25 protein-coding genes are annotated in these 21,513 nt (G+C 69.7%); 10 read left to right on the forward strand and 15 right to left on the reverse strand.

What is annotated here, in order from left to right:
- Positions 1-247 precede the first annotated feature (247 nt).
- Entirely contained in the window at positions 248-2,431 is a 2,184-nt protein-coding gene (locus AWC19_RS25815; RefSeq protein WP_425436916.1) for an LGFP repeat-containing protein, read from the forward strand.
- Between the two features lie 6 nt (positions 2,432-2,437).
- Here the strand turns inward: AWC19_RS25815 and lexA are convergent, their stop codons facing one another.
- The gene (gene lexA / locus AWC19_RS25820; protein WP_085080935.1) at positions 2,438-3,142 is read right to left on the reverse strand and encodes a transcriptional repressor LexA; all 705 of its coding nucleotides are present in this window, start codon (positions 3,140-3,142) and stop codon (positions 2,438-2,440) included.
- Positions 3,143-3,432: 290 nt separating this feature from the next.
- Here lexA and AWC19_RS25825 point away from each other — a divergent pair, with 290 nt between their 5' ends.
- From AWC19_RS25825 to AWC19_RS25835, 3 genes are all read left to right on the forward strand, one after another.
- Positions 3,433-3,939 (forward strand): LysM peptidoglycan-binding domain-containing protein, encoded by a 507-nt coding sequence (locus AWC19_RS25825; protein ID WP_085080936.1) that lies wholly within the window; start codon positions 3,433-3,435, stop codon positions 3,937-3,939.
- Between the two features lie 74 nt (positions 3,940-4,013).
- Positions 4,014-4,478, forward strand: coding sequence for a transcriptional regulator NrdR (gene nrdR, locus AWC19_RS25830; RefSeq protein WP_085080937.1), 465 nt, complete (start codon positions 4,014-4,016; stop codon positions 4,476-4,478).
- Positions 4,479-4,503: 25 nt separating this feature from the next.
- Positions 4,504-4,986, forward strand: a complete 483-nt coding sequence (locus tag AWC19_RS25835; protein WP_085080938.1) for a peroxynitrite isomerase — start codon at positions 4,504-4,506, stop codon at positions 4,984-4,986.
- A 5-nt stretch (positions 4,987-4,991) separates the two neighbouring features.
- Here the strand turns inward: AWC19_RS25835 and AWC19_RS25840 are convergent, their stop codons facing one another.
- From AWC19_RS25840 to AWC19_RS25850, 3 genes are all read right to left on the reverse strand, one after another.
- On the reverse strand, positions 4,992-5,678 hold the full coding sequence (locus AWC19_RS25840; RefSeq protein ID WP_085080939.1) for a PhzF family phenazine biosynthesis protein: 687 nt from the start codon (positions 5,676-5,678) through the stop codon (positions 4,992-4,994).
- Positions 5,679-5,681: 3 nt separating this feature from the next.
- Positions 5,682-6,713, reverse strand: coding sequence for an alpha/beta fold hydrolase (locus AWC19_RS25845; RefSeq protein ID WP_085080986.1), 1,032 nt, complete (start codon positions 6,711-6,713; stop codon positions 5,682-5,684).
- Positions 6,714-6,782: 69 nt separating this feature from the next.
- Entirely contained in the window at positions 6,783-7,757 is a 975-nt protein-coding gene (locus AWC19_RS25850; RefSeq protein ID WP_085080940.1) for a proteasome assembly chaperone family protein, read from the reverse strand.
- Positions 7,758-7,924: 167 nt separating this feature from the next.
- On the opposite strand from AWC19_RS25850, the gene AWC19_RS25855 reads away from it, so the two are divergent.
- Positions 7,925-8,752: a trypsin-like serine peptidase gene (locus AWC19_RS25855; protein ID WP_085080941.1), complete on the forward strand. Its 828-nt coding sequence runs from the start codon at positions 7,925-7,927 to the stop codon at positions 8,750-8,752.
- On the opposite strand, the gene sthA is transcribed toward AWC19_RS25855, so the two are convergent.
- Positions 8,753-10,159, reverse strand: a complete 1,407-nt coding sequence (sthA, locus tag AWC19_RS25860; protein ID WP_142281426.1) for a Si-specific NAD(P)(+) transhydrogenase — start codon at positions 10,157-10,159, stop codon at positions 8,753-8,755.
- A 114-nt stretch (positions 10,160-10,273) separates the two neighbouring features.
- Between sthA and AWC19_RS25865 the strand changes: the two genes are divergently transcribed.
- The gene (locus AWC19_RS25865; RefSeq protein ID WP_085080942.1) at positions 10,274-11,332 is read left to right on the forward strand and encodes a DUF4192 domain-containing protein; all 1,059 of its coding nucleotides are present in this window, start codon (positions 10,274-10,276) and stop codon (positions 11,330-11,332) included.
- Between the two features lie 14 nt (positions 11,333-11,346).
- On the opposite strand, the gene AWC19_RS25870 is transcribed toward AWC19_RS25865, so the two are convergent.
- The 3 genes from AWC19_RS25870 to AWC19_RS25880 all read right to left on the reverse strand — a co-directional run bounded on the left by AWC19_RS25870 (position 11,347) and on the right by AWC19_RS25880 (position 13,724).
- On the reverse strand, positions 11,347-12,036 hold the full coding sequence (locus tag AWC19_RS25870) for an iron-dependent transcriptional repressor DtxR (RefSeq protein ID WP_085080943.1): 690 nt from the start codon (positions 12,034-12,036) through the stop codon (positions 11,347-11,349).
- Between the two features lie 145 nt (positions 12,037-12,181).
- Positions 12,182-13,171 carry a sigma-70 family RNA polymerase sigma factor SigB gene (sigB, locus tag AWC19_RS25875; RefSeq protein ID WP_085080988.1) on the reverse strand — a complete coding sequence of 330 codons (990 nt, stop codon included), beginning with the start codon at positions 13,169-13,171 and terminating at the stop codon, positions 12,182-12,184.
- A 118-nt stretch (positions 13,172-13,289) separates the two neighbouring features.
- Positions 13,290-13,724 (reverse strand): DUF3099 domain-containing protein, encoded by a 435-nt coding sequence (locus AWC19_RS25880; protein ID WP_372508592.1) that lies wholly within the window; start codon positions 13,722-13,724, stop codon positions 13,290-13,292.
- A 76-nt stretch (positions 13,725-13,800) separates the two neighbouring features.
- Here AWC19_RS25880 and AWC19_RS25885 point away from each other — a divergent pair, with 76 nt between their 5' ends.
- The gene (locus AWC19_RS25885; RefSeq protein ID WP_085080989.1) at positions 13,801-14,040 is read left to right on the forward strand and encodes a DUF3039 domain-containing protein; all 240 of its coding nucleotides are present in this window, start codon (positions 13,801-13,803) and stop codon (positions 14,038-14,040) included.
- Here the strand turns inward: AWC19_RS25885 and AWC19_RS25890 are convergent.
- The gene (locus AWC19_RS25890) at positions 14,027-14,989 is read right to left on the reverse strand and encodes a YihY/virulence factor BrkB family protein (RefSeq protein WP_085080945.1); all 963 of its coding nucleotides are present in this window, start codon (positions 14,987-14,989) and stop codon (positions 14,027-14,029) included. The genes AWC19_RS25885 and AWC19_RS25890 overlap by 14 nt on opposite strands.
- 83 nt (positions 14,990-15,072) lie before the next feature.
- Positions 15,073-15,258, reverse strand: coding sequence for a DUF7455 domain-containing protein (locus AWC19_RS25895; protein ID WP_085080946.1), 186 nt, complete (start codon positions 15,256-15,258; stop codon positions 15,073-15,075).
- A gap of 163 nt (positions 15,259-15,421) precedes the next feature.
- Between AWC19_RS25895 and AWC19_RS25900 the strand changes: the two genes are divergently transcribed.
- A complete protein-coding gene (locus AWC19_RS25900) occupies positions 15,422-15,745 on the forward strand; it encodes a DUF952 domain-containing protein (protein WP_085080990.1) in 324 nt (107 codons plus the stop codon).
- Here AWC19_RS25900 and AWC19_RS25905 read toward each other — a convergent pair.
- From AWC19_RS25905 to ppgK, 3 genes are all read right to left on the reverse strand, one after another.
- Complete coding sequence (locus AWC19_RS25905; protein WP_085080947.1) at positions 15,700-16,107, reverse strand: RidA family protein; 408 nt, start codon at positions 16,105-16,107, stop codon at positions 15,700-15,702. The genes AWC19_RS25900 and AWC19_RS25905 overlap by 46 nt on opposite strands.
- 107 nt (positions 16,108-16,214) lie before the next feature.
- Entirely contained in the window at positions 16,215-17,774 is a 1,560-nt protein-coding gene (locus AWC19_RS25910) for an RNA polymerase sigma factor (protein WP_085080948.1), read from the reverse strand.
- Positions 17,775-17,951: 177 nt separating this feature from the next.
- Positions 17,952-18,761 carry a polyphosphate--glucose phosphotransferase gene (gene ppgK / locus AWC19_RS25915; protein WP_085080949.1) on the reverse strand — a complete coding sequence of 270 codons (810 nt, stop codon included), beginning with the start codon at positions 18,759-18,761 and terminating at the stop codon, positions 17,952-17,954.
- A 213-nt stretch (positions 18,762-18,974) separates the two neighbouring features.
- Between ppgK and AWC19_RS25920 the strand changes: the two genes are divergently transcribed.
- A complete protein-coding gene (locus AWC19_RS25920; protein ID WP_245849340.1) occupies positions 18,975-19,853 on the forward strand; it encodes an inositol monophosphatase family protein in 879 nt (292 codons plus the stop codon).
- Positions 19,854-19,871: 18 nt separating this feature from the next.
- Here AWC19_RS25920 and cei read toward each other — a convergent pair whose 3' ends face one another.
- Positions 19,872-20,525 (reverse strand): envelope integrity protein Cei, encoded by a 654-nt coding sequence (gene cei / locus AWC19_RS25925; protein WP_085080950.1) that lies wholly within the window; start codon positions 20,523-20,525, stop codon positions 19,872-19,874.
- Positions 20,526-20,702: 177 nt separating this feature from the next.
- On the opposite strand from cei, the gene AWC19_RS25930 reads away from it, so the two are divergent.
- A complete protein-coding gene (locus tag AWC19_RS25930) occupies positions 20,703-21,005 on the forward strand; it encodes a DUF4193 domain-containing protein (protein ID WP_003919098.1) in 303 nt (100 codons plus the stop codon).
- 9 nt (positions 21,006-21,014) lie between these two features.
- Here AWC19_RS25930 and AWC19_RS25935 read toward each other — a convergent pair whose 3' ends face one another.
- Positions 21,015-21,500, reverse strand: a complete 486-nt coding sequence (locus tag AWC19_RS25935; protein ID WP_085080951.1) for a DUF3093 domain-containing protein — start codon at positions 21,498-21,500, stop codon at positions 21,015-21,017.
- Positions 21,501-21,513 lie beyond the last annotated feature (13 nt).

The raw sequence follows: 21,513 nt of genomic DNA on the forward strand, positions 1-21,513 counted from the left end.
GATGGCAGAGCCGGTGTCGAGACGGGCAGCGTTCGGCATCATTTCGACATCGGCGCGGTATCCGTTTCTGCACTATTGACGATTTGACTTCGCATTTTCCGGCGGTGGGAGCAAAGTTATGCGGGCCCGGCGATAGTACGGATCGCAACGGGGTTACGTCCCGTGGCGGGGTTACGACCGGCGCGCCGGGTCTGCAGGGTGCGGGCGCGGCCACAGATCGGGGCCGATGCGTCGGCTGGGAGGCGTGGTGAACGGGCAGAGAGGTCGGATGCGCAAGCGGGTGGGCCGTGCCCTGCTCGGCATGGCGACGACAGCGGTGGCCGCCGGGTTGCTGGCGCCGGCCGCCGCCGCGTCCCCGATAGGCGACGCCGAGGCCGCGATGATGGCGGCGTGGGACAAGGCCGGCGGCGACACGTCGCCGCTCGGGGCCCGCAAGGGCGACGTCTACCCGGCCGGCGACGGATTCGCCCTCGACTTCGACGGCGGCAAGATGTTCTACACCACCGACACCGGGGCCAAATTCCTCTACGGGCCGATCCTGGACAAATACGAGTCGCAGGGCGGACCGGCCGCCAGCGATTTGGGCTTCCCGACCATCAACGAGGTGCCCGGCCTGGCCGGGCCGGACAGCCGGGTGGCCACCTTCTCGGCCAGCGACAAGCCGGTCATCTTCTGGACGCCCGACCACGGCGCGTTCGTCGTGCGCGGCGCGCTCAACGCCGCCTGGGACAAGCTCGGCAGCTCGGGCGGCGTGCTGGGCGCCCCGGTCGGCGACGCCACCTACGACGGCGACGTCACCTCGCAGAAGTTCAGCGGCGGCGAAATCTCCTGGAGCCGAAAGACCAAGGAGTTCACCACGACCCCGCCGGCACTGGGCGACCAGCTGAAGGGGCTGCAGGTGCCGATCGACCCGACCGCGGCCATCAACCTGGCCTGGCGCGCGGCCGGCGGGGCGAGCGGCCCGCTGGGCGCCAAGCAGGGCGGCACGTATCCCATCGGCGGCGACGGCGTCGCGCAGAACTTCGCCGGCGGCAAGGTCTTCTTCAGCCCGGCCACCGGCGCGAACGCCCTCGAGAGCGACGTGCTGGCCAAGTACGAGTCGCTGGGCGGTCCCGTCGGCAGCGACCTCGGGTTCCCGATCGCCAACGAGTCCGACGGCGGCTTCGGGACGTCCAGCCGAAGCGCCGCGTTCTCCGCGGCCGACAAGCCGGTGATCTTCTGGACCCGCGACCACGGCGCGTTCGTCGTGCGCGGCGCCATTAAAGCCGCCTGGGACAAGCTGCGCGGTCCGGCCGGCAAGCTGGGCGCCCCCGTCGGCGACCAGGCCGTAACCGGTGACGTGTTCTCGCAGCAGTTCACCGGCGGCAAGATCTCCTGGAACCGGGCCAAGAACACCTTCAGCACCGACCCGTCGAACCTGGCGCCGCTGCTGTCCGGCCTTCAGGTGTCCGGGCAGAACCAGCCGAGCACCGCGGCGATGCCCGCGCACGGCAAGAAGTTCACCTGGCACTGGTGGTGGCTGCTGGCCGGCGTCCCGGTGCTGCTGCTGGCCCTGGCGGCGCTGGGGGCGGTCGGCTGGCGCCGCCGGCGGCGGCCCCCCTCGGACGTCGTCGGCTACCAGCGGGAGCCGGCGGCGGACGCCGGCTACGAACCCGCGGCCGACGGGCATTGGTCCCGCGACGACGCCGAGGGGGCCACCGACCACCTGCGGTTCGGCGGCATGGCCCCGCGCGAGCCGGACGCCGGCCGGGTCAGCTGGGGCCGCGGGGCCGCGTCAGCCGCCGCGCCGGCCGAAGCGGCGCCCGAGTTCAACGAGGGCGCAAGCCGTTTCGCGCAGGGCGAGGAAGACCCCGACGCGGTGGACACCGATTCCATCCCCGTCGTCTCACGGGCCGCCGCGGCCGGGGCCGGCTATGCCGTCGCCAGCCGCGGCCCCGGCGAGCACGACTACCCGGAGGTCGGCTACGACGACGATGGTGCCGAGCCGGGCTACCGCGATGTCGTCGCCCCGCGCACGCCTCCCGACGTCGGCGCCCCGGAGGAGGCCGAACCGCAGGAGGCGTATCCCGAGGTTGCCGTCCCGGACGTCACGTACTCGGAGGCCGCCGCCCCGGAGGCCGAAATCGCTGACGCCGAAGTGGTGGAACCCGATGCCGCCGAAGCCATCCCGGGTGACGAGCCGAGAACCGGCAGGCACGCGGCCGCCGACCCCGAAGCGGGCGGGGCCCGGCCCGGACCGGCGGGGCGCCCGACCATCCACCTGCCGCTGGACGACCCCTACCAGGCGCCCGACGGCTATCCGATCAAGGCCAGCGCCCGGTCCGGCCTGTACTACACCCCCGGCAGCGAGCTGTACCACGACACGCTCGCCGAAATCTGGCTGGCCAGTGAGGAAGTCGCGCAGGCCAACGGCTTCATCAAGGCCGACTGAGCGCGGCTAGACCTTGCGGATCACCGTCACGACCTTGCCGAGCACGGTCGCGTCGTTGCCCGGAATCGGGTCGAACGCCGGGTTGTGCGGCATCAGCCACACCTGACCGCCGGCGCGCTTGAAGGTCTTGACGGTGGCCTCACCGTCGATCATGGCCGCGACGATGTCGCCGTTGTCGGCGACGTGCTGCTGGCGCACCACCACCCAGTCGCCGTCGCAGATCGCGGCCTCCACCATCGAGTCGCCCACCACCTTGAGCAAAAACAGCGTGCCCTCGCCGACCAGCTCACGCGGCAGCGGGAAGACGTCCTCGACGGCCTCCTCGGCCAGGATCGGGCCGCCGGCCGCGATGCGACCCAGGACCGGCACGAACGTGGGTTCCGGCAGCGCGTCCGACCCGGCGACCTCGGTCGCCGGCGCCACCGGCGCGGCGGCGTCGTCGGCGCCGCGGACGTCGACGGCCCGGGGGCGGTTCGGGTCACGGCGCAGATACCCCTTGCGCTCCAGGGTGCGCAGCTGGTGGGCGACCGAGGACGTCGAGGTCAGCCCCACGGCGTCGCCGATCTCCCGGATGCTCGGCGGGTAGCCGCGGCTGGTGACCGACGCGCGGATGACGCTCAAGATGGTGCGCTGCCGTTCGGTCAGCGATGAATCCGTGCCGGGCAACCGGCCCTCGGGACCGGCCGATGAGATGTCGTTGCTGTCGCTCATGCACCGAATGTAGCCGCAGCGCGGCACAGAATCAAACATGTGTTCGACTCGCGTGTCGCGCGGCGGCGTGCCGGCCCGATCGCCGAAAAAACTCGGGCAAATAACAGGCGTGTAACTCTGCGGCGCATCGGGTACTTCAACCGCATGTCAGTCGGTGCACCGGCGAACTTGTCGGTGGGGTGTTCTAGCGTTTGCTCGTGCGACACGCTTCGCTCAAATGTTCGGGATTCGAACACACGAGCGACTATGGTCGAACACACGAGCGAGAACTAGGTGACCGGAGGACGCAGATGACCATCATCCACACAGCCGCGCCGCGTACCGGCAGCAGCGTTCGGCGGCCGGGCTCGTTCCCCGGTGGACCGCCGCACGGTTTTCGTTCGGGCCGTGACGGGCTGGGCCGCTCCCGCCGGCCGGGCCCGGGCCGGCCGGCGATCGCGCCGCCGCGCTACGGCGGCACCGGGGTCGCGATGTCCGTTGCGCCGCACCGCCGCCGCCCCGTCACGGTGGCGACGACGGTGGGGTTGGCCCTGGTCGCCGGCCTGATCACGCTGTGGCTCGGGCTGGTGGCCAACTTCGGCCAGGCGGTCAACGGCGACGCCACCGGGTCGTCCGGCCACGTGCCGGACCGGCTGGCCGTCGTGCGGGTCGAACCGGGGGAGTCGCTGCAGGACGTCGCGCACCGGGTGGCGCCCGACGCGCCGGCGCGCCAGGTGGCCGACCGCATCCGTGAGCTCAACGACCTGAACTCGCCGGGGGTCGTCGCGGGCCAGACCCTGATCGCGCCGGTCGGCTGACGCGGTGCGGCGGGCGCGCGGGTACGCTCGCAGTGTTCGGCGAACCCGTATGTCGGCACGGCGAAGGAGCGGTCATGCACTGTCCGTTCTGCCGCCATCCCGATTCCCGGGTGATCGATTCGCGGGAAACCGATGAAGGCCAGGCCATTCGGCGCCGCCGGTCGTGCCCGGAGTGCGGGCGTCGTTTCACCACCGTGGAGACCGCCGTGCTCGCCGTCGTCAAGCGCAGCGGCGTAACCGAGCCCTTCAGCCGGGAGAAGGTCATCAAGGGGGTCCGCCGGGCCTGCCAGGGCCGCCAGGTCGACGAGGACGCGCTGAACCTGCTTGCCCAGCAGGTGGAGGACACGGTGCGCGCCGCGGGGTCGCCGGAGGTCGCGAGCCACGAGGTCGGCCTGGCCATCCTCGGTCCGCTGCGCGACCTCGACGAGGTGGCCTACCTGCGGTTCGCCTCGGTGTACCGCTCGTTTGAGTCCGCCGAGGACTTCGAACGGGAGATCGAGGCGCTGCGCGCCCACCGGAAGGTCTCGGCCCCAGGCTGACCCGGCTTCTCGCTAGGCTGTTTTCATGCCCGACCTGCATCCCGATCTCGCGGAGCTCGCCCCCCTGCTGGGCACCTGGGCCGGTGAGGGTTCGGGGCATTACCCGACGATCGCGCCCTTCGAGTACTCCGAGGAGGTCGTGTTCTCCCACGTGGGCAAGCCGTTTCTGGCCTACGCGCAAAAGACCAAGTCGGCAGCCGATAACAAACCTTTGCACGCCGAGACGGGATACCTTCGGGTGCCGCGGCCCGGCCATTTGGAGCTGGTCTTGGCCCACCCGAGCGGCATCACCGAGATCGAGGTCGGCACGTACTCGGTTAGCGGCGACGTCCTCGAGGTCGAGCTGTCCACGAAGGACATCGGGCTGGCGCCCACCGCCAAAGAGGTGACCGCGCTTGGCCGTTCGCTGCGCATCGACGGCGACGAGCTGTCCTACTCGTTGCGGATGGGGGCGGTGGGACAGCCGCTGCAGGACCACCTGGCCGCGGTGTTGCACCGGCGGAGCTGAAACCGTCAGGCGATCTGGCGCACGCCGTCGTGGACCACGCGCCCGGCCACGCCCACCCAGCCTTCGGCGTTCCAGGCGGTTTCGATCAGCGATCCCTCGCCCTGCGTGATGCGCAGGTCGCGGCTGAGGAAGTCGGTGATGCGCATCGCCGCCGAGCCCGTCGCCTCGTCCTCCGGCACGCCCAAATTGGCGGCGAACATCCGCGACCGCAGCGATCCCGCGGACCGGTCGAGCCAGCACCACAGATAGTGCGCGGTGCCCTCGGGAAAGTCGGCGGGGTCGGCGGCCAAAAGCGCCTCCACCGAATCGAATTCGTGGATGGCCACCTCGGGGGCCCACTCGCAGCGCGCGCTGATCACCGTGCGGTCGCCGTCGTAGCCGACCTGCACCAGGCCGGCCGGCACCTGCAGCGTCTTGATCGGGCGGCCGTTGTCGCGCAGCCACCACGCCGCGCCGACGCACGGGTGCCCGGCGAAGGGGAGCTCCGTGCGCGGGGTGTAGATGGTGGCGTGCGCCGTCGCGGAGCCGGCGGCCGGCACGTCGACGAATACCGTTTCGCTGTAACCCAATTGGGCGGCCAGCCGCTGCCGGTCGCCCACGTCGACGCCGCCGGCGGACACCACGCCCAGCGGGTTGCCGAAGCCGCCGTCCGGATCGGTGAACACCCGCAGCACCGTGACGTCGATACCCATGGCTCAGGTGGCGCTGCGTTCGTCGGATCCCATGGCGTTCAGCACCGCGACGCGGGTGTCGGCGGGGCCGGTTACGGCCGTCGCCCCGCCGCCGGTGCGCAGCAATGCGCGCAGGGCGGCCTGGTCGTATTCGGCGGGCTCGGTGCTGTCGATGAAGCGCTGGACGACGTCGATGAAGCGGGCGGGGTCGTCGTGGAACGGGAAGTGGCCCGAGCCCTCGAAGATCTCGAGGCGGGAGCCGGGCATCGCCGCGTGCGCCATCCACGCGTGACGGACCGGGACCACCGCATCCTTTGTGCCCCAGACGATTTGAACCGGGATGGCCTCGGTCAAATAACATCGGTCCAGCATGGTCACCATCTGGCCGCGCCAGTCCACCACCGCCCGCAGGGTCCGGCTGAACGCCGCCGAGGCCGTCGGCTCGGGCAGGTCGCGCAGGATGCGCAGCACGTTGGGCAAATCGCGGCCCAGGCCCGTCGACCCGATCGCCAGGCCGGCCACCCGGCCGGCCAGCTGAACCGCCGGCAGCACCAAAGGCAGCCGCAGCAACGCCAGGGCTTCGCTGCCCATCGGCAGCGACGCCACCCGGAAGGCCATGTTGACGTCCTTGGTGACGCCGCCGGTGGCGACGAGGATGAGCCGTTCGACCAGATGCGGGAACTGGTAGGCGAATTGCATCGCCACCCCGCCGCCCAGCGAATGGCCGATGATGGTGACCCGCTCGATGTCGAGCACGGACAGCAGGTCGCGCATCCCGTTGGCGTACGCGGCCACCGAGTAGTCGGCGCGGGGTTTGTCGGACCTGCCGTGGCCGAGCAGATCGGGGGCGATGACGGTGAACCGCTGCGCGAGCTTGGCCTGCACCGTGTTCCAGGTGGTGGAGTTGTCCCCGATGCCGTGGATCAGCAGGATCGCCGGCCCGGAACCGGCGATGCGGTAGGCCCGCCGGTAGCCGTGGATGGTGCGGAACTCCAGCGTGGGCGCCGTGACCTCACGCACCGGGCGCAGATTGCTCTTGCGCTTCCGCTCGGTCATCTCGCCAACCTTGGTGTCGGGCCAAGCTTGGGGCTTGGGGGAGTGAATCTCAAAGGCGCTGTGGGACACTCACGCCTGGTCGTCGTCGTCGACCTTCTTCTCTGCCTGTTGGGCAAGGAATCGTTCGAACTCGGCGCCAAGCTCGTCGCCGCTAGGCAGATCCCCGTCGCGAGTTAGTAACGACCTGTTCTCCTGAGCGTCGATGAACGCATCGTACTGACGCTCGAGCGCGGCCACCACTTGAGCGACCTCGGCGCTCGCCCGGACCTGCTCGTCGATTTTGGCTCGGATCTCGGCCGCCGCTTCGGTCAACGCCGACAACGGCAGTTCCAGCGATCCGCTCTTGGCCACCTGCTCGAGCAGGGCCTGGGCGGCGGCGGGGTAGTCGGTCTGGGTCAAGTAGTGCGGGACGTGCACGGTGAACCCGACCACCTCGTGGCCGTGCTGGGCCATCCGGTACTCCAGCAGGTTGGACGCGCTGCCGGGGACCTGGATCTCGGAGATCCACGGCTGGAAGTCGGCGATCAGTTCCTTGTTGTTGGAGTGCGCGGTCAGCGTGATGGGGCGGGTGTGCGGGACGGCCATCGGGACCGTGCCCAGGCCGATGGTCCGCCGCACCCCCAGGTGCTCGGCCAGCAGCCGCACCGCGGTGATGAAGCGCTCCCACTTGAGGTCCGGTTCCATGCCGGCCAGCAGCAAAAACGGCGTGCCGACGCTGTCACGCAGCGCGTACAGGCTCAGCTCGGGGTCGTCGTAGTTGGTGAAGTGGTCGGTCCTGAAGGTCATCAGCGGCCGCCGCGAGCGGTAATCGAGCAACTCGTCGATGGCGAACGACGCGACCAGCTCGGTGTCCAGCGCGGCCTTGAGGTGGGTGGCGGCCAGGCGGATGGCGTGGCCCGCGTCCGAGAAGCCCTCGAGGGCGTGCACCAAGACCGGGCCCTGGCCGTCGGCCGTCGACAACTGGGGCGCCGGAAACTCCAGCTCGTAGATGCCGAACTGTCCCGGCAGGTCGTGCGCGTCGTCTGGGTGTTGATGGCGGGCCATGGAACTCCTCCCTTCGAGGTCTCTCCAGGGTGCCCTGGCAAGTGTCGCGCGAATCAGTCGGGCACCCATTATGAAACAGCAATGCGCGTCCGCTTTTATGTTCGAAACGCGGCGCCGACGCGTGGGATTCCGCCTGTCCCACCCTGGTCAGGCATGATGGACACCAAATGCGCATCGGGATCGTGTTGCTGTCCTCGGGGGTCGGCGTTGCGACTTTGCTGACGTCGTGCATCCGGCCCGCCGACCCCTCCGCGCGCCCCACCATCACCGCTCCGGTGGCGACCGGGCCGGTGGTCCAGCGCCTCAGCCAGCCCCAGCAGAAGGCGGTCGCGGGCCCCGTGGACCCGGACCGGCGCGTCGGCGCGATCTTCATCAACGACGGCCCGCTGCACGTCTGCACCGGCGCGGTGGTGCACTCGACGACCGGAAACCTGGTGATGACGGCCGCACACTGCCTGGCCGGGGCCGCCAAGCTGGTCTTCGTCCCGGGATTCGCCGGTGACGCCGCCCCCGCCCCGGCCGACACCTGGAAGGCCGACGCGGTCTACCTCGACCAGCGCTGGACCGCCGGCAAGGACCCGCACGCCGACTACGCGATCGCGCGGGTCAGCAACGACGCCGGCGTTTCGGTCGAGTCACACGTCGGCCTGGCCCTGACCCTGGGCACCGCGCCCCCTCCGGGCAGCCACGTCACGGTGATGGGCTATCCGGCCGGCGTCGGCGGCTCGCCCATCGGCTGCCAGGCCAGCACGTCGGTCAACGACGCCGGGTTCCCGTCGTTTCCGTGCGAGGGCCTGGTGGACGGCACCAGCGGCGCGCCCTGGGTCAGCGGCACCACGCTGACGGGCCTGATCGGCGGTTTCGAGCGCGGGGGCTGCGCCACGAACGTGTCCTACTCGGCGCCGTTCGACGCCCAGACCGCCCAACTGCTGGCCCGGGCCGAGGCCGGTGGCCCCGGCGACCCCATCCCCAACGACCTCGACGACAGCTGCTGATCAGCGGCGGAACTGGCTGAGCGCGCGCATCTTGTTCGTGACGTCCAGCGCGGCGACCTTGTAGGCCTCGGAGAACGTCGGATAGTTGAACACCGCGTCGACCAGGTAGTCGATGGTGCCGCCGCAGCCCATCACGGCCTGCCCGATGTGCACCATCTCGGTGGCGCTGGTGCCGAAGATGTGCACGCCCAGCAGCTTGCGGTCCTCGGTGGACACCAGCAGCTTGAGCATGCCGTAGGAGTCGCCGGCGATCTGGCCGCGGGCCAGCTCCTTGTAGCGCGCCACGCCAACCTCGTAGGGGACGGCGTTCTTGGTCAGCTCCACCTCGGTGGCCCCGACGTAGGAGATCTCGGGGATCGAGTAGATGCCGATCGGCTGCAGGTCGGTCATGCCGACGGTCGGTTCCCCGAACGCGTGGTACGCGGCCAGCCGCCCCTGCTCCATCGAGGTGGCGGCCAGCGCCGGGAAGCCGATCACGTCGCCGACGGCGTAGATGTGTTCCACCTTGGTCTGAAACGTCGAGTCGACCCAGATGCGCCCGCGCCCCTCGACCTCGAGGCCGGCGTTGTGCAGGTCGAGGTGGTCGGTCTGGCCCTGGCGGCCCGCGGAGTACATGACCGTCTCGGCGGGGATTTGTTTGCCGCTGGCCAGGGTGGTGACGGTGCCCGCTGAGCCGACGTCGACGGCGGTCACCTCCTCGCCGAAGCGGAACGTCACCGCCAGGTCGCGCAGGTGGAACTTCAGCGCCTCGACCACCTCGGGGTCGCAGAACTCCAGCATGTCGTCGCGCTTTTCCACGACGGTCACCTTGGTGCCCAGCGCGGCGAACATCGACGCGTATTCGATGCCGATCACGCCCGCGCCGACCACGACCATCGAGGCCGGCAGCGACTTGAGGTCGAGAATGCCGTCGGAGTCGAGCACCCGCTCCTCGTCGAACTCGACGCCCGACGGCCGCGCCGGCCGGGTGCCGGTGGCGATGACGATGTATTCCCCGCTGACCGTGGTCAGCTCCCGGCGGCCCGGGTCCTCGATGACGATGGTGTGCGGGTCGACGAAGCGGCCGTGGCCGACCAGCAGGTCGATCCGGTTGCGCATCAGCTGGTTGCGCACCACGTCGATCTCCTTGCCGATCACGTGCTGGGTCCGGGCCAGCAGGTCGGCGGGGGTGATCCGGTCCTTCACCCGGTAGCTGGCGCCGTAGAGCTCGCGCTGGTTCATCCCGGTGAGGTAAAGCACCGCCTCGCGCAACGTCTTCGACGGGATCGTGCCGGTGTTGACGCACACCCCGCCGAGCATGCGGCCGCGCTCGATGATGGCGACGGACTTGCCGAGCTTGGCCGAGGCGATCGCCGCCTTCTGGCCGCCCGGCCCCGAACCGATGACGACGATGTCGTACTCCTGCATCGAACCCATGGGATAGACGATAAGGCCCACAGTCCAGACTTTCTCCACAGACGAGTGGCTCGATCCCGTTGCGCGAGCGCCTCTTGACGGGGCCCGCCGTCAGCGTGGGTGCTCATGACGACGCATCGACGAGATTTCGACCTCAACCGCCCCGGAGCGCTGATCGCCGCGCTACCGGCCGTTCTCGGCTTCGTACCGGAAAATTCATTGGTCCTCGCCTCGGTGGACGACGGCGCGCTGGGATCGGTGCTGCGAATCGACCTGTCCGAGGACATGGACGAGCAGCTGGGGCACCTGGCGGCCGTCGCCGCCGCGGCCCGGCCCCAGGCCGCGATCGCGGTGATCGTGGACGCCGAGGGCGCCGGCTGTCCCGGGTGCAACGAGGAATACCGGCAGCTGTGCGGCACGCTCGCAGAATCATTGGCGCGCAACGGCATTGAGCTGTGGGCGGCCCACGTGGTCGATCGGGTGGCCCTGGGCGGGCGCTGGCATTGCGTCGACGGCTGCGGTTCCGGCGGGCCGGTGGAGGACCCGTGCGCCTCGCCGTTGGCCGCCGCGGCGGTGCTGGACGGCCGGCGGCTCTACGCGCGCCGCGCCGACCTGCAGGCCGTCATCGCGGTCGAGGATCCGGTGCACAGCGCCGCGCTGGGCGACGTGGTCAAAAAGCAGGCCGCGGCGCGGGAGGCGGCGCCGGGCGCCGATCTCGTGCGGCGCCGGCGCCGCGACGTGCGGAACGCGATGGCCGCCGCCGCGCAAGTCGCCCGCGGCCAGACGTTGTCCGACGGCGAGCTGGCGGAGCTGGCCTGCGCCCTGAGCGACGTGGAGGTGCGCGACACGCTGTACGCGCTGGCCGTCGGGGACCGCGCCGGCGACGCCGAGTCGCTGTGGGCGCTGTTGGCGCGCACCCTGCCGCCGCCGTGGCGGGTGGAGGCGTTGGCGTTGCTCGCGTTCTGCGCCTACGCCCGCGGCGACGGCCCGCTCGCCGGGGTGTCGCTGGACGCCGCGCTGCGGTGCGACCCCGACCATCGGATGGCGGGCATGCTGGACCGCGCGTTGCAGTCCGGTTTGCGGCCCGAGCGCATCCGCGATCTCGCGGTCACCGGCTATCGCCTGGCCAGGCGACTGGGGGTGCGGCTGCCGCCGCGACGGGCGTTCGGCCGCCGGGCGGGGTAGGGGGGCGAAGCGGCTCAGACCTTTTCGACCTTGACGGCGTGCGCCATCGCGTGCGGGAGGGTGACGTTCTCGTGGCCCGGGATGAGGATGGTCACCCCGGCGGGCCCGGTCTCGACGGTCACGCGCGCGTTGGGCACCACGCCGGCGTCCTTGAGCCTGCTGATCAGATCGATGTTGCCCTGGACGTGTTCGGTGAGCTGGCGCACCACCACCGCCACCGGCGACCCCGCGGGCAGCTCGGTCAGCCGCACCAGGTTGGCGTCCTCGGCGCCGAACTCCGGGCCCACGCCCAGGTCCAACAGGCCGGGGATCGGATTCCCGAACGGCGAGGTGGTGGGGTGGTTGAGCACCTTGACGAGCCGGCGTTCGACGTCCTCGCTCATCACGTGCTCCCAGCGGCACGCCTCGGCGTGCACTTCCTCCCATGGCAGGCCGATGACGTCGACGAGCAGACGTTCGGCGAGGCGGTGCTTGCGCATCACGGAGACGGCCAGTGCGCGGCCCTTGTCGGTGAGCTCGAGGTGGCGGTCGCCGGCGACGTGGAGCAGGCCGTCGCGCTCCATGCGGGACACGGTCTGGCTGACGGTGGGGCCGCTCTGGTCGAGGCGCTCCGCGATCCGGGCACGCAGCGGCGTCACGCCCTCTTCCTCGAGGTCGTAGATGGTCCGCAGGTACATCTCGGTGGTATCAACCAGGTCGTTCATTCAGCACCCTCCGTTGACCCCGAGTCTACTTCGCCAGCTGCGTGAATGGGTGTAACGCTGCCTAGGCAAGCAGTATGCCCGCCGCTGACGCGGCGGGCATACCGTCTTGCTACTGGCTTTGTCTGCCGATGGCTCCGTGGAGAACCTAGCTGGCGTACGACCGCAGCCGGTCGGCGCGCTCGCCGTTGCGCAGCTTGGACATCACGTCGCGCTCGATCTGGCGGACCCGCTCGCGGGACAGGCCGAACAGCTTGCCGATCTGGTCCAGGGTGCGGGGCTGGCCGTCGTCGAGGCCGAAGCGCAACCGGATCACCTGGTGCTCCCGCTCGTCGAGAGTGGCCAGCACGCTGCGGATGTCGGTGTGCAGCAGCTCGGCGATCACCGCGTTCTCCGCCGACATCGCCTCGGCGTCCTCGATGAAGTCACCCAGCGGGGCTTCCTCTTCGGAACCGACGGGCATGTCCAGGCTCACCGGGTCGCGGCTGTGCTCCAACAGGTCGTTGATCTTTTCGACCGGGATGCCGGACTCGGCGGCCAGTTCCTCGTCGGTGGCCTCGCGCCCGAGGTTCTGGTGCATCTCCCGCTTGATCCGGGCCAGCTTGTTCACCTGCTCCACCAAATGGACCGGCAGGCGGATGGTGCGGCTCTGGTCGGCCATGCCGCGGGTGATGGCCTGGCGGATCCACCACGTGGCGTAGGTGGAGAACTTGAAACCCTTTGTGTAGTCGAACTTCTCCATCGCGCGGATCAGCCCGAGGTTGCCCTCCTGGATCAGGTCCAGCAGCGGCATCCCGCGGCCCGTGTAGCGCTTGGCCAGCGACACCACCAGACGCAGGTTCGCTTCGAGCAGGTGACGGCGCGCCTCCTCGCCATCGCGCACTACGGCCTCGAGATCGCGTTTGCGGTTCTCGCCGAGGCGCTTACGAGTTTCCAGCAGATGCTCGGCATACAGTCCCGCTTCGATGCGCTTGGCCAGTTCGACTTCGCCTGCCGCGTTGAGCAACGCCGTCTTACCAATGCCATTGAGATATACGCGCACTAGGTCCGCTGCGGGGCTTTGGGCATCTAGATCGCTGTCAAACCTGCTTGTGGTGGCATTCGCCATAGCGACCTCCCGTTTGGCTTGTACTGTCATGTCGTCTAACGACATATCCGCCTTGGGAGTTCCCGCGGCCTCCGGATCTCACACGCCTTGACGTGCAGAAATGTGCCGACGACCTGAGAATGTCCTGAGAAGTGCGCCGATCGGGCGGTTACCCGGAACCGTCGTCGTAGGTGCGGTAGACCGATTCGGTTCCGGGGTCGCCCGGTTGCCGGGGCTCGACGGCGCGCCGCTCGGCCCGCGGGAAAAGCGGCGTGCGCTGACGCGTCTGGTCGAACCGGCGCGGCTCGTCGGAACGGCGGGGCGGGCGGTCGTTGGCGATCAGCACCGCCATCCACGGCAGCGGAATCGAGGCGGCCACGATCAGCAGGGAGATCAGGCCGTTGTGCCAGGCGCCGTACGCCACGGCGGCCAAGATCAGCGCCGGAACCCGAAATGCCATCAGCGTCAAGTACTTTCGCACCCGGGCGCGGTGCTCCTCCTCGTAGGAAGGGGCGGCGGTGGTGATCAGGACCGGGCGGCCACTGTCGTCAAAGCCGCCGAAGTCGGTCTTCGGGCGGCGCTTCATACCTCCACTGTCCCACACCGGGTGGATTCCGCCACCAGTGAGTTTCGAGGCACATGAGTTTCGAGGCACAATGTCAGGCATGGAGATGTCAGGTTTGCAGACCCAGACGATCGAGCGCACCGACACCGACGAACGCGTCGACGACGGGACCGGCAGCGACACCCCCAGGTACTTCCATTACGTCAAGAAGGACAAGATCGCCGAGAGCGCCGTCATGGGCAGCCACGTGGTGGCGCTGTGCGGCGAGGTGTTCCCCGTCACTCGCGCGGCCAAGCCGGGCTCGCCCGTCTGCCCGGAGTGCAAGCGGATCTACGAGCGGCTCAAGAAGGACTGATCGCGCTGTTCGCCGGCGACTCCACCGTCGGCCTGCGGCCGCGCGTGCGCGCCAGCACCCAGTTGCGCAGCCGGTGCGCGTGCGTCTTGGGCGCGGGGAATTCCTCCTGGATGGCCGCGTTGAGCTCGGCGCCCACCATGATCGCGAAGCCGCCGAAGAACGCGAACAGCAAAAACGCGATCGGCGTGGACAGCGCCCCGTAGGTGTAGCCGGTACTGGTGATCCACCTCAAATAGAAGCGCAGCCCCAGCGTGGCGATCAGGAAGACGGCGGTGGCCAGGACCGCGCCGTAGATCAGGCGATGCGACGGCAGCGGCACCGGCAGCGACACCCGGTACAGGATCATCACGGCGATCGTCAGGCCGAAGATCAGCGCCGGGTAGTAGCCGTAGCGCAACGCGTTGGCCAGCCCGACCGGGATGTGTTCGGAGACCTTGCGCGGCCCGACCACCACCAGCGGCGCCGTCGCGACCACCACCACCAGCCCCACCACGTACAAGAACAGCGCGAACAGGCGTTGCCGCACGGGGTGGCGCAACGGCGTCTGGTCGTGCGCCTCGACCACCGAATCGACGAACGCCGAGATGGCCGACGATCCCGCCCACAGCGAGATCAAAAAGCCCAGCGAGACCACCTCTCCGCGGGCGTTGCTGGCGATGTCGCGGATGGTCGGCTCGATGATCTCGTTGACGACGCTGGGGGAGAACACGCTGTGCGCCGTCGAGATCACCTGGCGTTCGATGCTGGGCAGCATGTCGGGGCCGAACAGCGGCGCCACGTAGGCCAGGGTGCCCAGCAGCCCGAGCAGCAGCGGCGGCAAAGACAGCGCCGACCAGAAGCCGGCCTGGGCCGACTCGGAGAAGATCGAGTCGTCCCAGCTCTTGGACAGGGTCCTACGGCTGATCCGCCAGATGTGGTGTCGGGACGGCTTCGCGGCCTGAGCGCTCATACGCGTCCAGCATTACCGATGACTGCTCTCGCGCTCCACATTGCCTAAGGGTGAGTCGACTCTCGGTGAGCCCGGTTGGCTCCCTAGCGCCCGCTGACCTCCAGCACGGCGTCCAACTCGGTCAGCTTGGCCTCGTGCTCGTTGGCGTGGTGCTGGCAGAAGAGAAGCTCAAGTCCCGAAGGCAGCTTGGCACGGACACGAGCCGCGGCACCGCAGCGGTCGCAGCGGTCTGCCCTGGTCAGCTCGGGACTGGTCAGCGTTGCGTTCATGGGCTCTCCGTTCTCGCACATTCACTGTCTCAGACGTATCTGGTTTTCGCGTTGTTCCCCGATCGTTATCGGGTGTGTCGTTTCTCACGACCCCTGGGCGCCGGCGTGCCGCGCCTCTTTAGGGTGGGCGACTGTGACGTTCGCGCCCGGCGTGCTGGTGCACATGTGCGGGGTCGAGGAATGGTCGCGCGCCCGCAGCCGCGGCGCGATCGATCCCGCGCCCGGTGATGCGTTCATCCACCTGTCGGCGCCCGAGCAGGTGCACCTGCCGGCCAACCGCCTCTACCGCGGCCGCGACGACCTGGTGCTGTTGCACGTTGACCCCGCCCGGCTGGACGCACCCGTGCGATGGGAGCCGGGGGTGCCAACGGATCCGGAGTCGATGCTGTTTCCGCATTTGTACGGCCCGCTGCCGGCGCGCGCCGTGATCGCCGTCACCGCCTACCGGCCGTCGCCCGACGGCGCCTTCCCCCCGGCGGTGACGTAGGCGTCGGCTTCGATCTCGACCAGCAGCTCGGGCGCGATCAGCGCGGAGACCTCGACCATGGTGGCCGCCGGACGGATCTGGCCGAACACCTCCGCATGCACCGCCGCGACCTCGCGCCAGCGCGAGATGTCGGTCACGTACATCCGGGTGCGGACGATGTCGGTGAGCGACGCGCCCGCCTCGCGGAGCGCGATCTCGATGCGGCGCAACGCATCTCGGGTCTCGCCGGCGATATCGTCGGCGGCCCCCGCGCCCGTCGTTCCGGCCACGGCCACGTGCGGGCCCACGCGCACCGCACGCGAATAGCCGACGGCCGCTTCGAAGTCGGATCCGGACGAGACGAGGCTGCGGTTGCTCGGCATGCGGCCACGCTACGACGGCCGGGCGGCCGGCGCACCCGAATTTCAGCCGACCCGAATTGCTTTGCGACTAAACGGGATCCGCTCCGGGTCGAGAGCCCGTGCCCCGCTCAGTCCAGGTAGTCGCGCAGCACCTGAGAGCGGCTGGGGTGGCGCAGCTTTGACATCGTCTTGGACTCGATCTGGCGGATGCGCTCGCGGGTAACGCCGTAGACCTGCCCGATCTCGTCGAGGGTGCGGGGCTGGCCGTCGGTCAGGCCAAAGCGCAGCCGCACCACGCCGGCTTCGCGCTCGGACAGCGTCTCGAGCACCGATTGCAGCTGGTCCTGCAGCAACGTGAAGGACACCGCGTCGACGGCCACCACCGCTTCGCTGTCCTCGATGAAATCGCCGAGCTGGCTGTCGCCCTCGTCGCCGATGGTCTGGTCCAGCGAGATCGGCTCGCGCGCGTACTGCTGGATCTCCAGCACCTTCTCGGGGGTGATGTCCATCTCCTTGGCCAGCTCCTCGGGCGTGGGCTCGCGGCCCAGGTCCTGCAGCAGCTCGCGCTGGATGCGGCCCAGCTTGTTGATCACCTCGACCATGTGCACGGGGATGCGGATGGTGCGGGCCTGGTCTGCCATCGCGCGGGTGATGGCCTGACGGATCCACCACGTGGCGTACGTGGAGAACTTGTAACCCTTTGTGTAGTCGAACTTCTCGACCGCGCGGATCAGGCCGAGGTTCCCTTCCTGGATGAGGTCGAGGAACGCCATGCCGCGGCCGGTGTAGCGCTTGGCCAGCGACACCACCAGCCGCAGGTTGGCTTCCAGCAGATGGTTTTTGGCGCGGTCGCCGTCGCGGCAGATCCACATCATGTCGCGGCGCTGCGCGGCGGGCAGTTTCTCGCCCTTCTCGGCGTACTCGGCCATCAGCTGGGTGGCGTACAGGCCGGCCTCGATCCGCTTGGCGAGCTCGACCTCTTCCTCGGCGTTGAGCAGCGCGACCTTGCCGATCTGCTTGAGGTAGGCGCGAACCGAGTCGGCCGACGCGGTTAGCTCGGCGTCCTTGCGGGCCTGCCGCAGCGCCTCGGATTCGTCTTCGTCCCACACGAAATCGCCGGAGGCCTTGTCCTTTTCCGAGGGCTCGGCGATGTCCTCGTCGTCTTCGTTGGCGGACTCGCCGCTCGCGGCGACCGGCGCGGCGGGCTCGTCCTCGACGTCCACGGCGTCGTCGGCGTCGACCGGATCGAGGTCGGCATCGTCGGCGTCGGCCACCACCTCGTCCTCGAGGTCGTCGAGGTTCAGGTCCTCGGCGTCGATCTCGAGGTCTTCTACCGGCTCGCCGTCGAGGTCGGGTTCGGCGTCGAGATCCTCCACCACGCTGTCGGTGTCAAGGGCATCGTCCAGGCCGGCGTCGGCCTCTGCCGGCGCTGCCTTGGACGCCTTGGTGCCGCGCGTCGCCGTCTTGGCGGCGCCCTTGGCCGCCGACCGCGTCTTCTTGGCGGTGTCGCTCGCCTTGGCGGGCTCGGCGGTCGACCTGGCCCGCGGCGCGGCCTTGGCGGCCCGTTTCGCCGGCGCGGAGCCGTTGGCGGCCTTGGCCGCCGGTCGCTTGGCGGGGGCGGATGCAGACTTCGTGGCGGTGCGCTTTACCGGCTCGTCGGTTGCCGTGCTTGCCTTGCTCGCTGCCACTTACACCCCTTCGGTCGGACGCACTTTCGGTGGGTTTGGGCACGGTGAACCGAAAGTGTCTGCTATGTCGAATGTCGGCGTTGATAACTGCGTGTGTACTCGCACGCTTTCAGTCGGGCTGGTCGCCGAGGACCATTGTAACGACAGCGCGGCCTTACACCGGCCTACCGGCCAAAATCAGTGCGTCACGTCGGAGGTCGCGGCCATCGCCGCGCCCACGATGCCGGCGGTGTTCTGCAGCGCGGCGGCCACCACCGGGGTGCGGTTTTCCAGCAGCGGCAGCCACTTGTCGGCCTTGCGGCTGATGCCGCCGCCGGCGATGAACAGGTCCGGCCAGATCAGGTTCTCGATGGCCACCAGCACCCTGGTGACCTGCTTGGCCCACTTTTCGTAGCTCCAGCCGTTTCTTTCTTTGACCGACGACGCCGCCCGATGCTCGGCCTCCTTGCCGCCGACCTCGATGTGGCCGAACTCGGTGTTGGGTATCAGCGCCCCGTTGTGGATGACCGCCGAGCCGATCCCGGTGCCGAAGGTGAGCAGCACCACCAGGCCGGACTGCTCCCGGCCGGCTCCGTAACGCTCCTCGGCCAGCCCGGCCGCGTCGGCGTCGTTGAGGATGGTGACCTCCTGGCCGCCGAGTTCGGCGCTGATGATGTCGCGCGCGTTCGTTCCGATCCACGACTTGTCGACGTTGGCCGCCGTTTGAGCGACGCCGTGGGTGACGACGCCGGGATAGGTCACCCCGAGGGGGCCGGTCCAGCCGAACCCGTTGACGACCTCCGCGATGGCCTTGGCGACCGCCGACGGCGTCGCCGGCTGCGGCGTCAACACCTTGATGCGTTCGCCGATCAACAGCCCGGTGTCCATGTCGACGATGCCGCCCTTGATGCCGCTGCCGCCGACGTCGATGCCGAACCCCCGCCGCTGCGGCGTGCCGGCCGCCGGTCCGGCGCCGGGCGTGTCCGTGGTCGAGTCGGTGCTGGTCATCGGAGCTCCTGCGGGAGATGAGGCTGTGCGCCCACCTTAGCCCGGTGACGATGCGCGCCGGGACGGTGCGAGGAGGAGGCGGGCAATGGGCTGAGCCCGGTGACGATGCGCGCCGGGACGGTGCGAGGAGGAGGCGGGCAATGGGCTGAGCCCGGTGACGATGCGGGTTCGGGGGCGTCTGCGTGGCCGCGCCGTCTGTGGTGCGATAGAGCGGTGACGCGGCCCGCAGTTCAGTCAGTCGAGCCCGCGCGGTTGCGTGCGGTGGCCGAAACGCTGGCCACCGAGGCCGCGGAATTCGTGCGGCACCGTCGCGCCGAGGTGTTCGGCGCCGCCGCGGCCGGCGTTTCCGGCGCGGCCAGCGGCGCGGTGCGGTCGAAGACCACCCCGACCGATCCGGTCACCGTCGTCGACACCGAGACCGAGCGGTTGCTGCGAGATCGGTTGGCCCGGTTGCGCCCCGGTGACCCGATCCTGGGGGAGGAGGGGGGCGGACCCACCGACCCCGCGACCACGCCGCACGCGGTCACCTGGGTGCTCGATCCCATCGACGGCACCGTGAATTTCGTCTACGGCATCCCCGCCTACGCGGTCTCGGTCGGCGCGCAGATCGACGGGGTGTCGGTGGCGGGCGCGGTCGCCGACGTCGTGGGCCGCCGGGTGTATTCGGCGGCGGTGGGGCTGGGCGCGCACGTCATCGACGACCACGGGGCCGAGCCGTTGCGGTGCGCCGAGGTCGGCGACCTGTCGATGTCGTTGCTGGGCACCGGATTCGGCTACGCACCCCGGCGCCGCGCCGCACAGGCGAAGCTGTTGGCGCAGCTGCTGCCGCTGGTCCGCGATGTGCGCCGCATCGGTTCGGCGGCGCTGGATTTGTGCATGGTGGCCGCGGGCCGGCTGGACGCCTTCTACGAGCACGGGCTGCAGGTCTGGGATCGCGCGGCCGGCGCGCTGATCGCGGCCGAGGCGGGCGCGCGCGTGGAGCTGCCGGCGCCGGACGGCGCGGGGCTGGTGGTGGCCGCCGCCCCCGGCATCGCCGACGAACTGTGGGCGGCGCTCGAGCGGTTCAACGGCCTGGAGGCGATCCCGGACTGAGTCGACCCGACCGATGGGTCAGCAGCTGCTGGCGTGAATCTTTTGCAGCAGCGCGGGATCCGACGGCTCGGTGGCGCCCGGCTTGAGGCCGGCCAGCACCGCGTCGATGTCGTCGTTGTGGGCCAGCGCGGTGAACTCGGTGCCCAGCACGAGGTCGACCGAGTCGTCGGCGCGGTTGTCGTTGAACAGCTCCGTGCACGGGGCCACCAGCCACACCGCGGCGGCGGTCGCCTGCCCGGCCGTGCCGAAGCGGATCTGGCCTTGGCAGTTCAGCCGGGTGCCGGCGTAGAGCGGGTCGTTGGCGGCGGTGGGCTGCGCGAAGCCCAGATCCTTCAGCGCGCCCGCGACGTCTCCGGCCTGGCCGCCGCGGCCGCTGGCGTTGAGCACGCGGACCTTGGTGTCGGCGAGCTTGGCCGGCGCGACGTCGGCCATCGCGCTGCGCGACACCTGCTCACCGAGCTGGGCCGGCGACGAGCCCCCGGCCGGCTGCGGAGGCGGGTTGCACACCACCGCCTCGTGCACCTTCGCCGGGCGCGTCAGCGCCACGGTCCACACCACGCCGGTCACCACCACCAGGAAGGCCAACACGAAGATCGCGGGCCGCGGATTGCGCCGGCGGAAGGGCCTGCCGTGCTTGTCAAAGGCGGTACCCTCGGTGATTTGTGCGACCACAGCTGCACTCTAAACGCACTGTTTAAGACGCATGACAAGGGTCAAATCACATGTGTGACGTAAATCACACCAGATGGGGTCGCGATCCGGGCACGAATCATTTGGTGGATGCGTTCGACGCTGGTACAAAGCGTTGCTTGGGTTAGAGGGCATTCGAGGGGATGAGGCGAAAAAATTATGCCTACCGATTATGACGCTCCACGGCGCACCGAGACCGACGATGTCTCAGAAGACTCGCTAGAGGAGCTCAAAGCACGACGCAACGAAGCGGCGTCGGCGGTGGTCGACGTAGACGAATCCGAATCGGCCGAATCGTTCGAGTTGCCCGGCGCCGACCTGTCCGGTGAAGAGTTGTCGGTGCGCGTGATTCCGAAGCAGGCCGACGAGTTCACCTGCTCGAGTTGCTTTTTGGTGCAACACCGCAGCCGGCTGGCCAGCGAGAAGAACGGCGTGATGATCTGTACCGATTGCGCGGCCTGAGCCCGAAGGTCAGCTGCGCAATGCCGACAGCACCCGCTCGGGGTGGCGGCAGCTCACCAGCCAGTACGGCGTGGGATCGTCCGGGTCGTCGAGGACTGCCAGAACCATGGGGCCCACCCACGCCCGGTGCAGCACGAAGGCCGCCGGGTCGAGTTGGCGGCCCAGCGCGGCGGACTTTGCCGAGCGCGCTACCTCGGCGGACCGGGCGATCACGTTGACCGGCAGGTGCGCGTCCCCGGCCCACAGTTCCACGCCGCCCGGCGCGGCGGGGTCGGCGACGACGCGGATCTCCACCCGGCCCAGCCACAGCAGCGCCGCGGCCGCCACCGCGAACAGCGTCGCGTACGGCAGCCAGTGGGGCAGGGAGCGGACCCCGAGGTTGACCTCGAAGGCGATCAGCGCCGCCAACCCGAACCCCAGCGGCCACCACCACCACGGGACCCATAGCCGTTCGCGATATCGCACGCTGTGCGGCGCGACGCGCGTGGAAGACACGCGGTCAAGGGTA

It is taken from the genome of Mycobacterium palustre, from assembly GCF_002101785.1.
GTDB lineage: Bacteria > Actinomycetota > Actinomycetes > Mycobacteriales > Mycobacteriaceae > Mycobacterium > Mycobacterium palustre.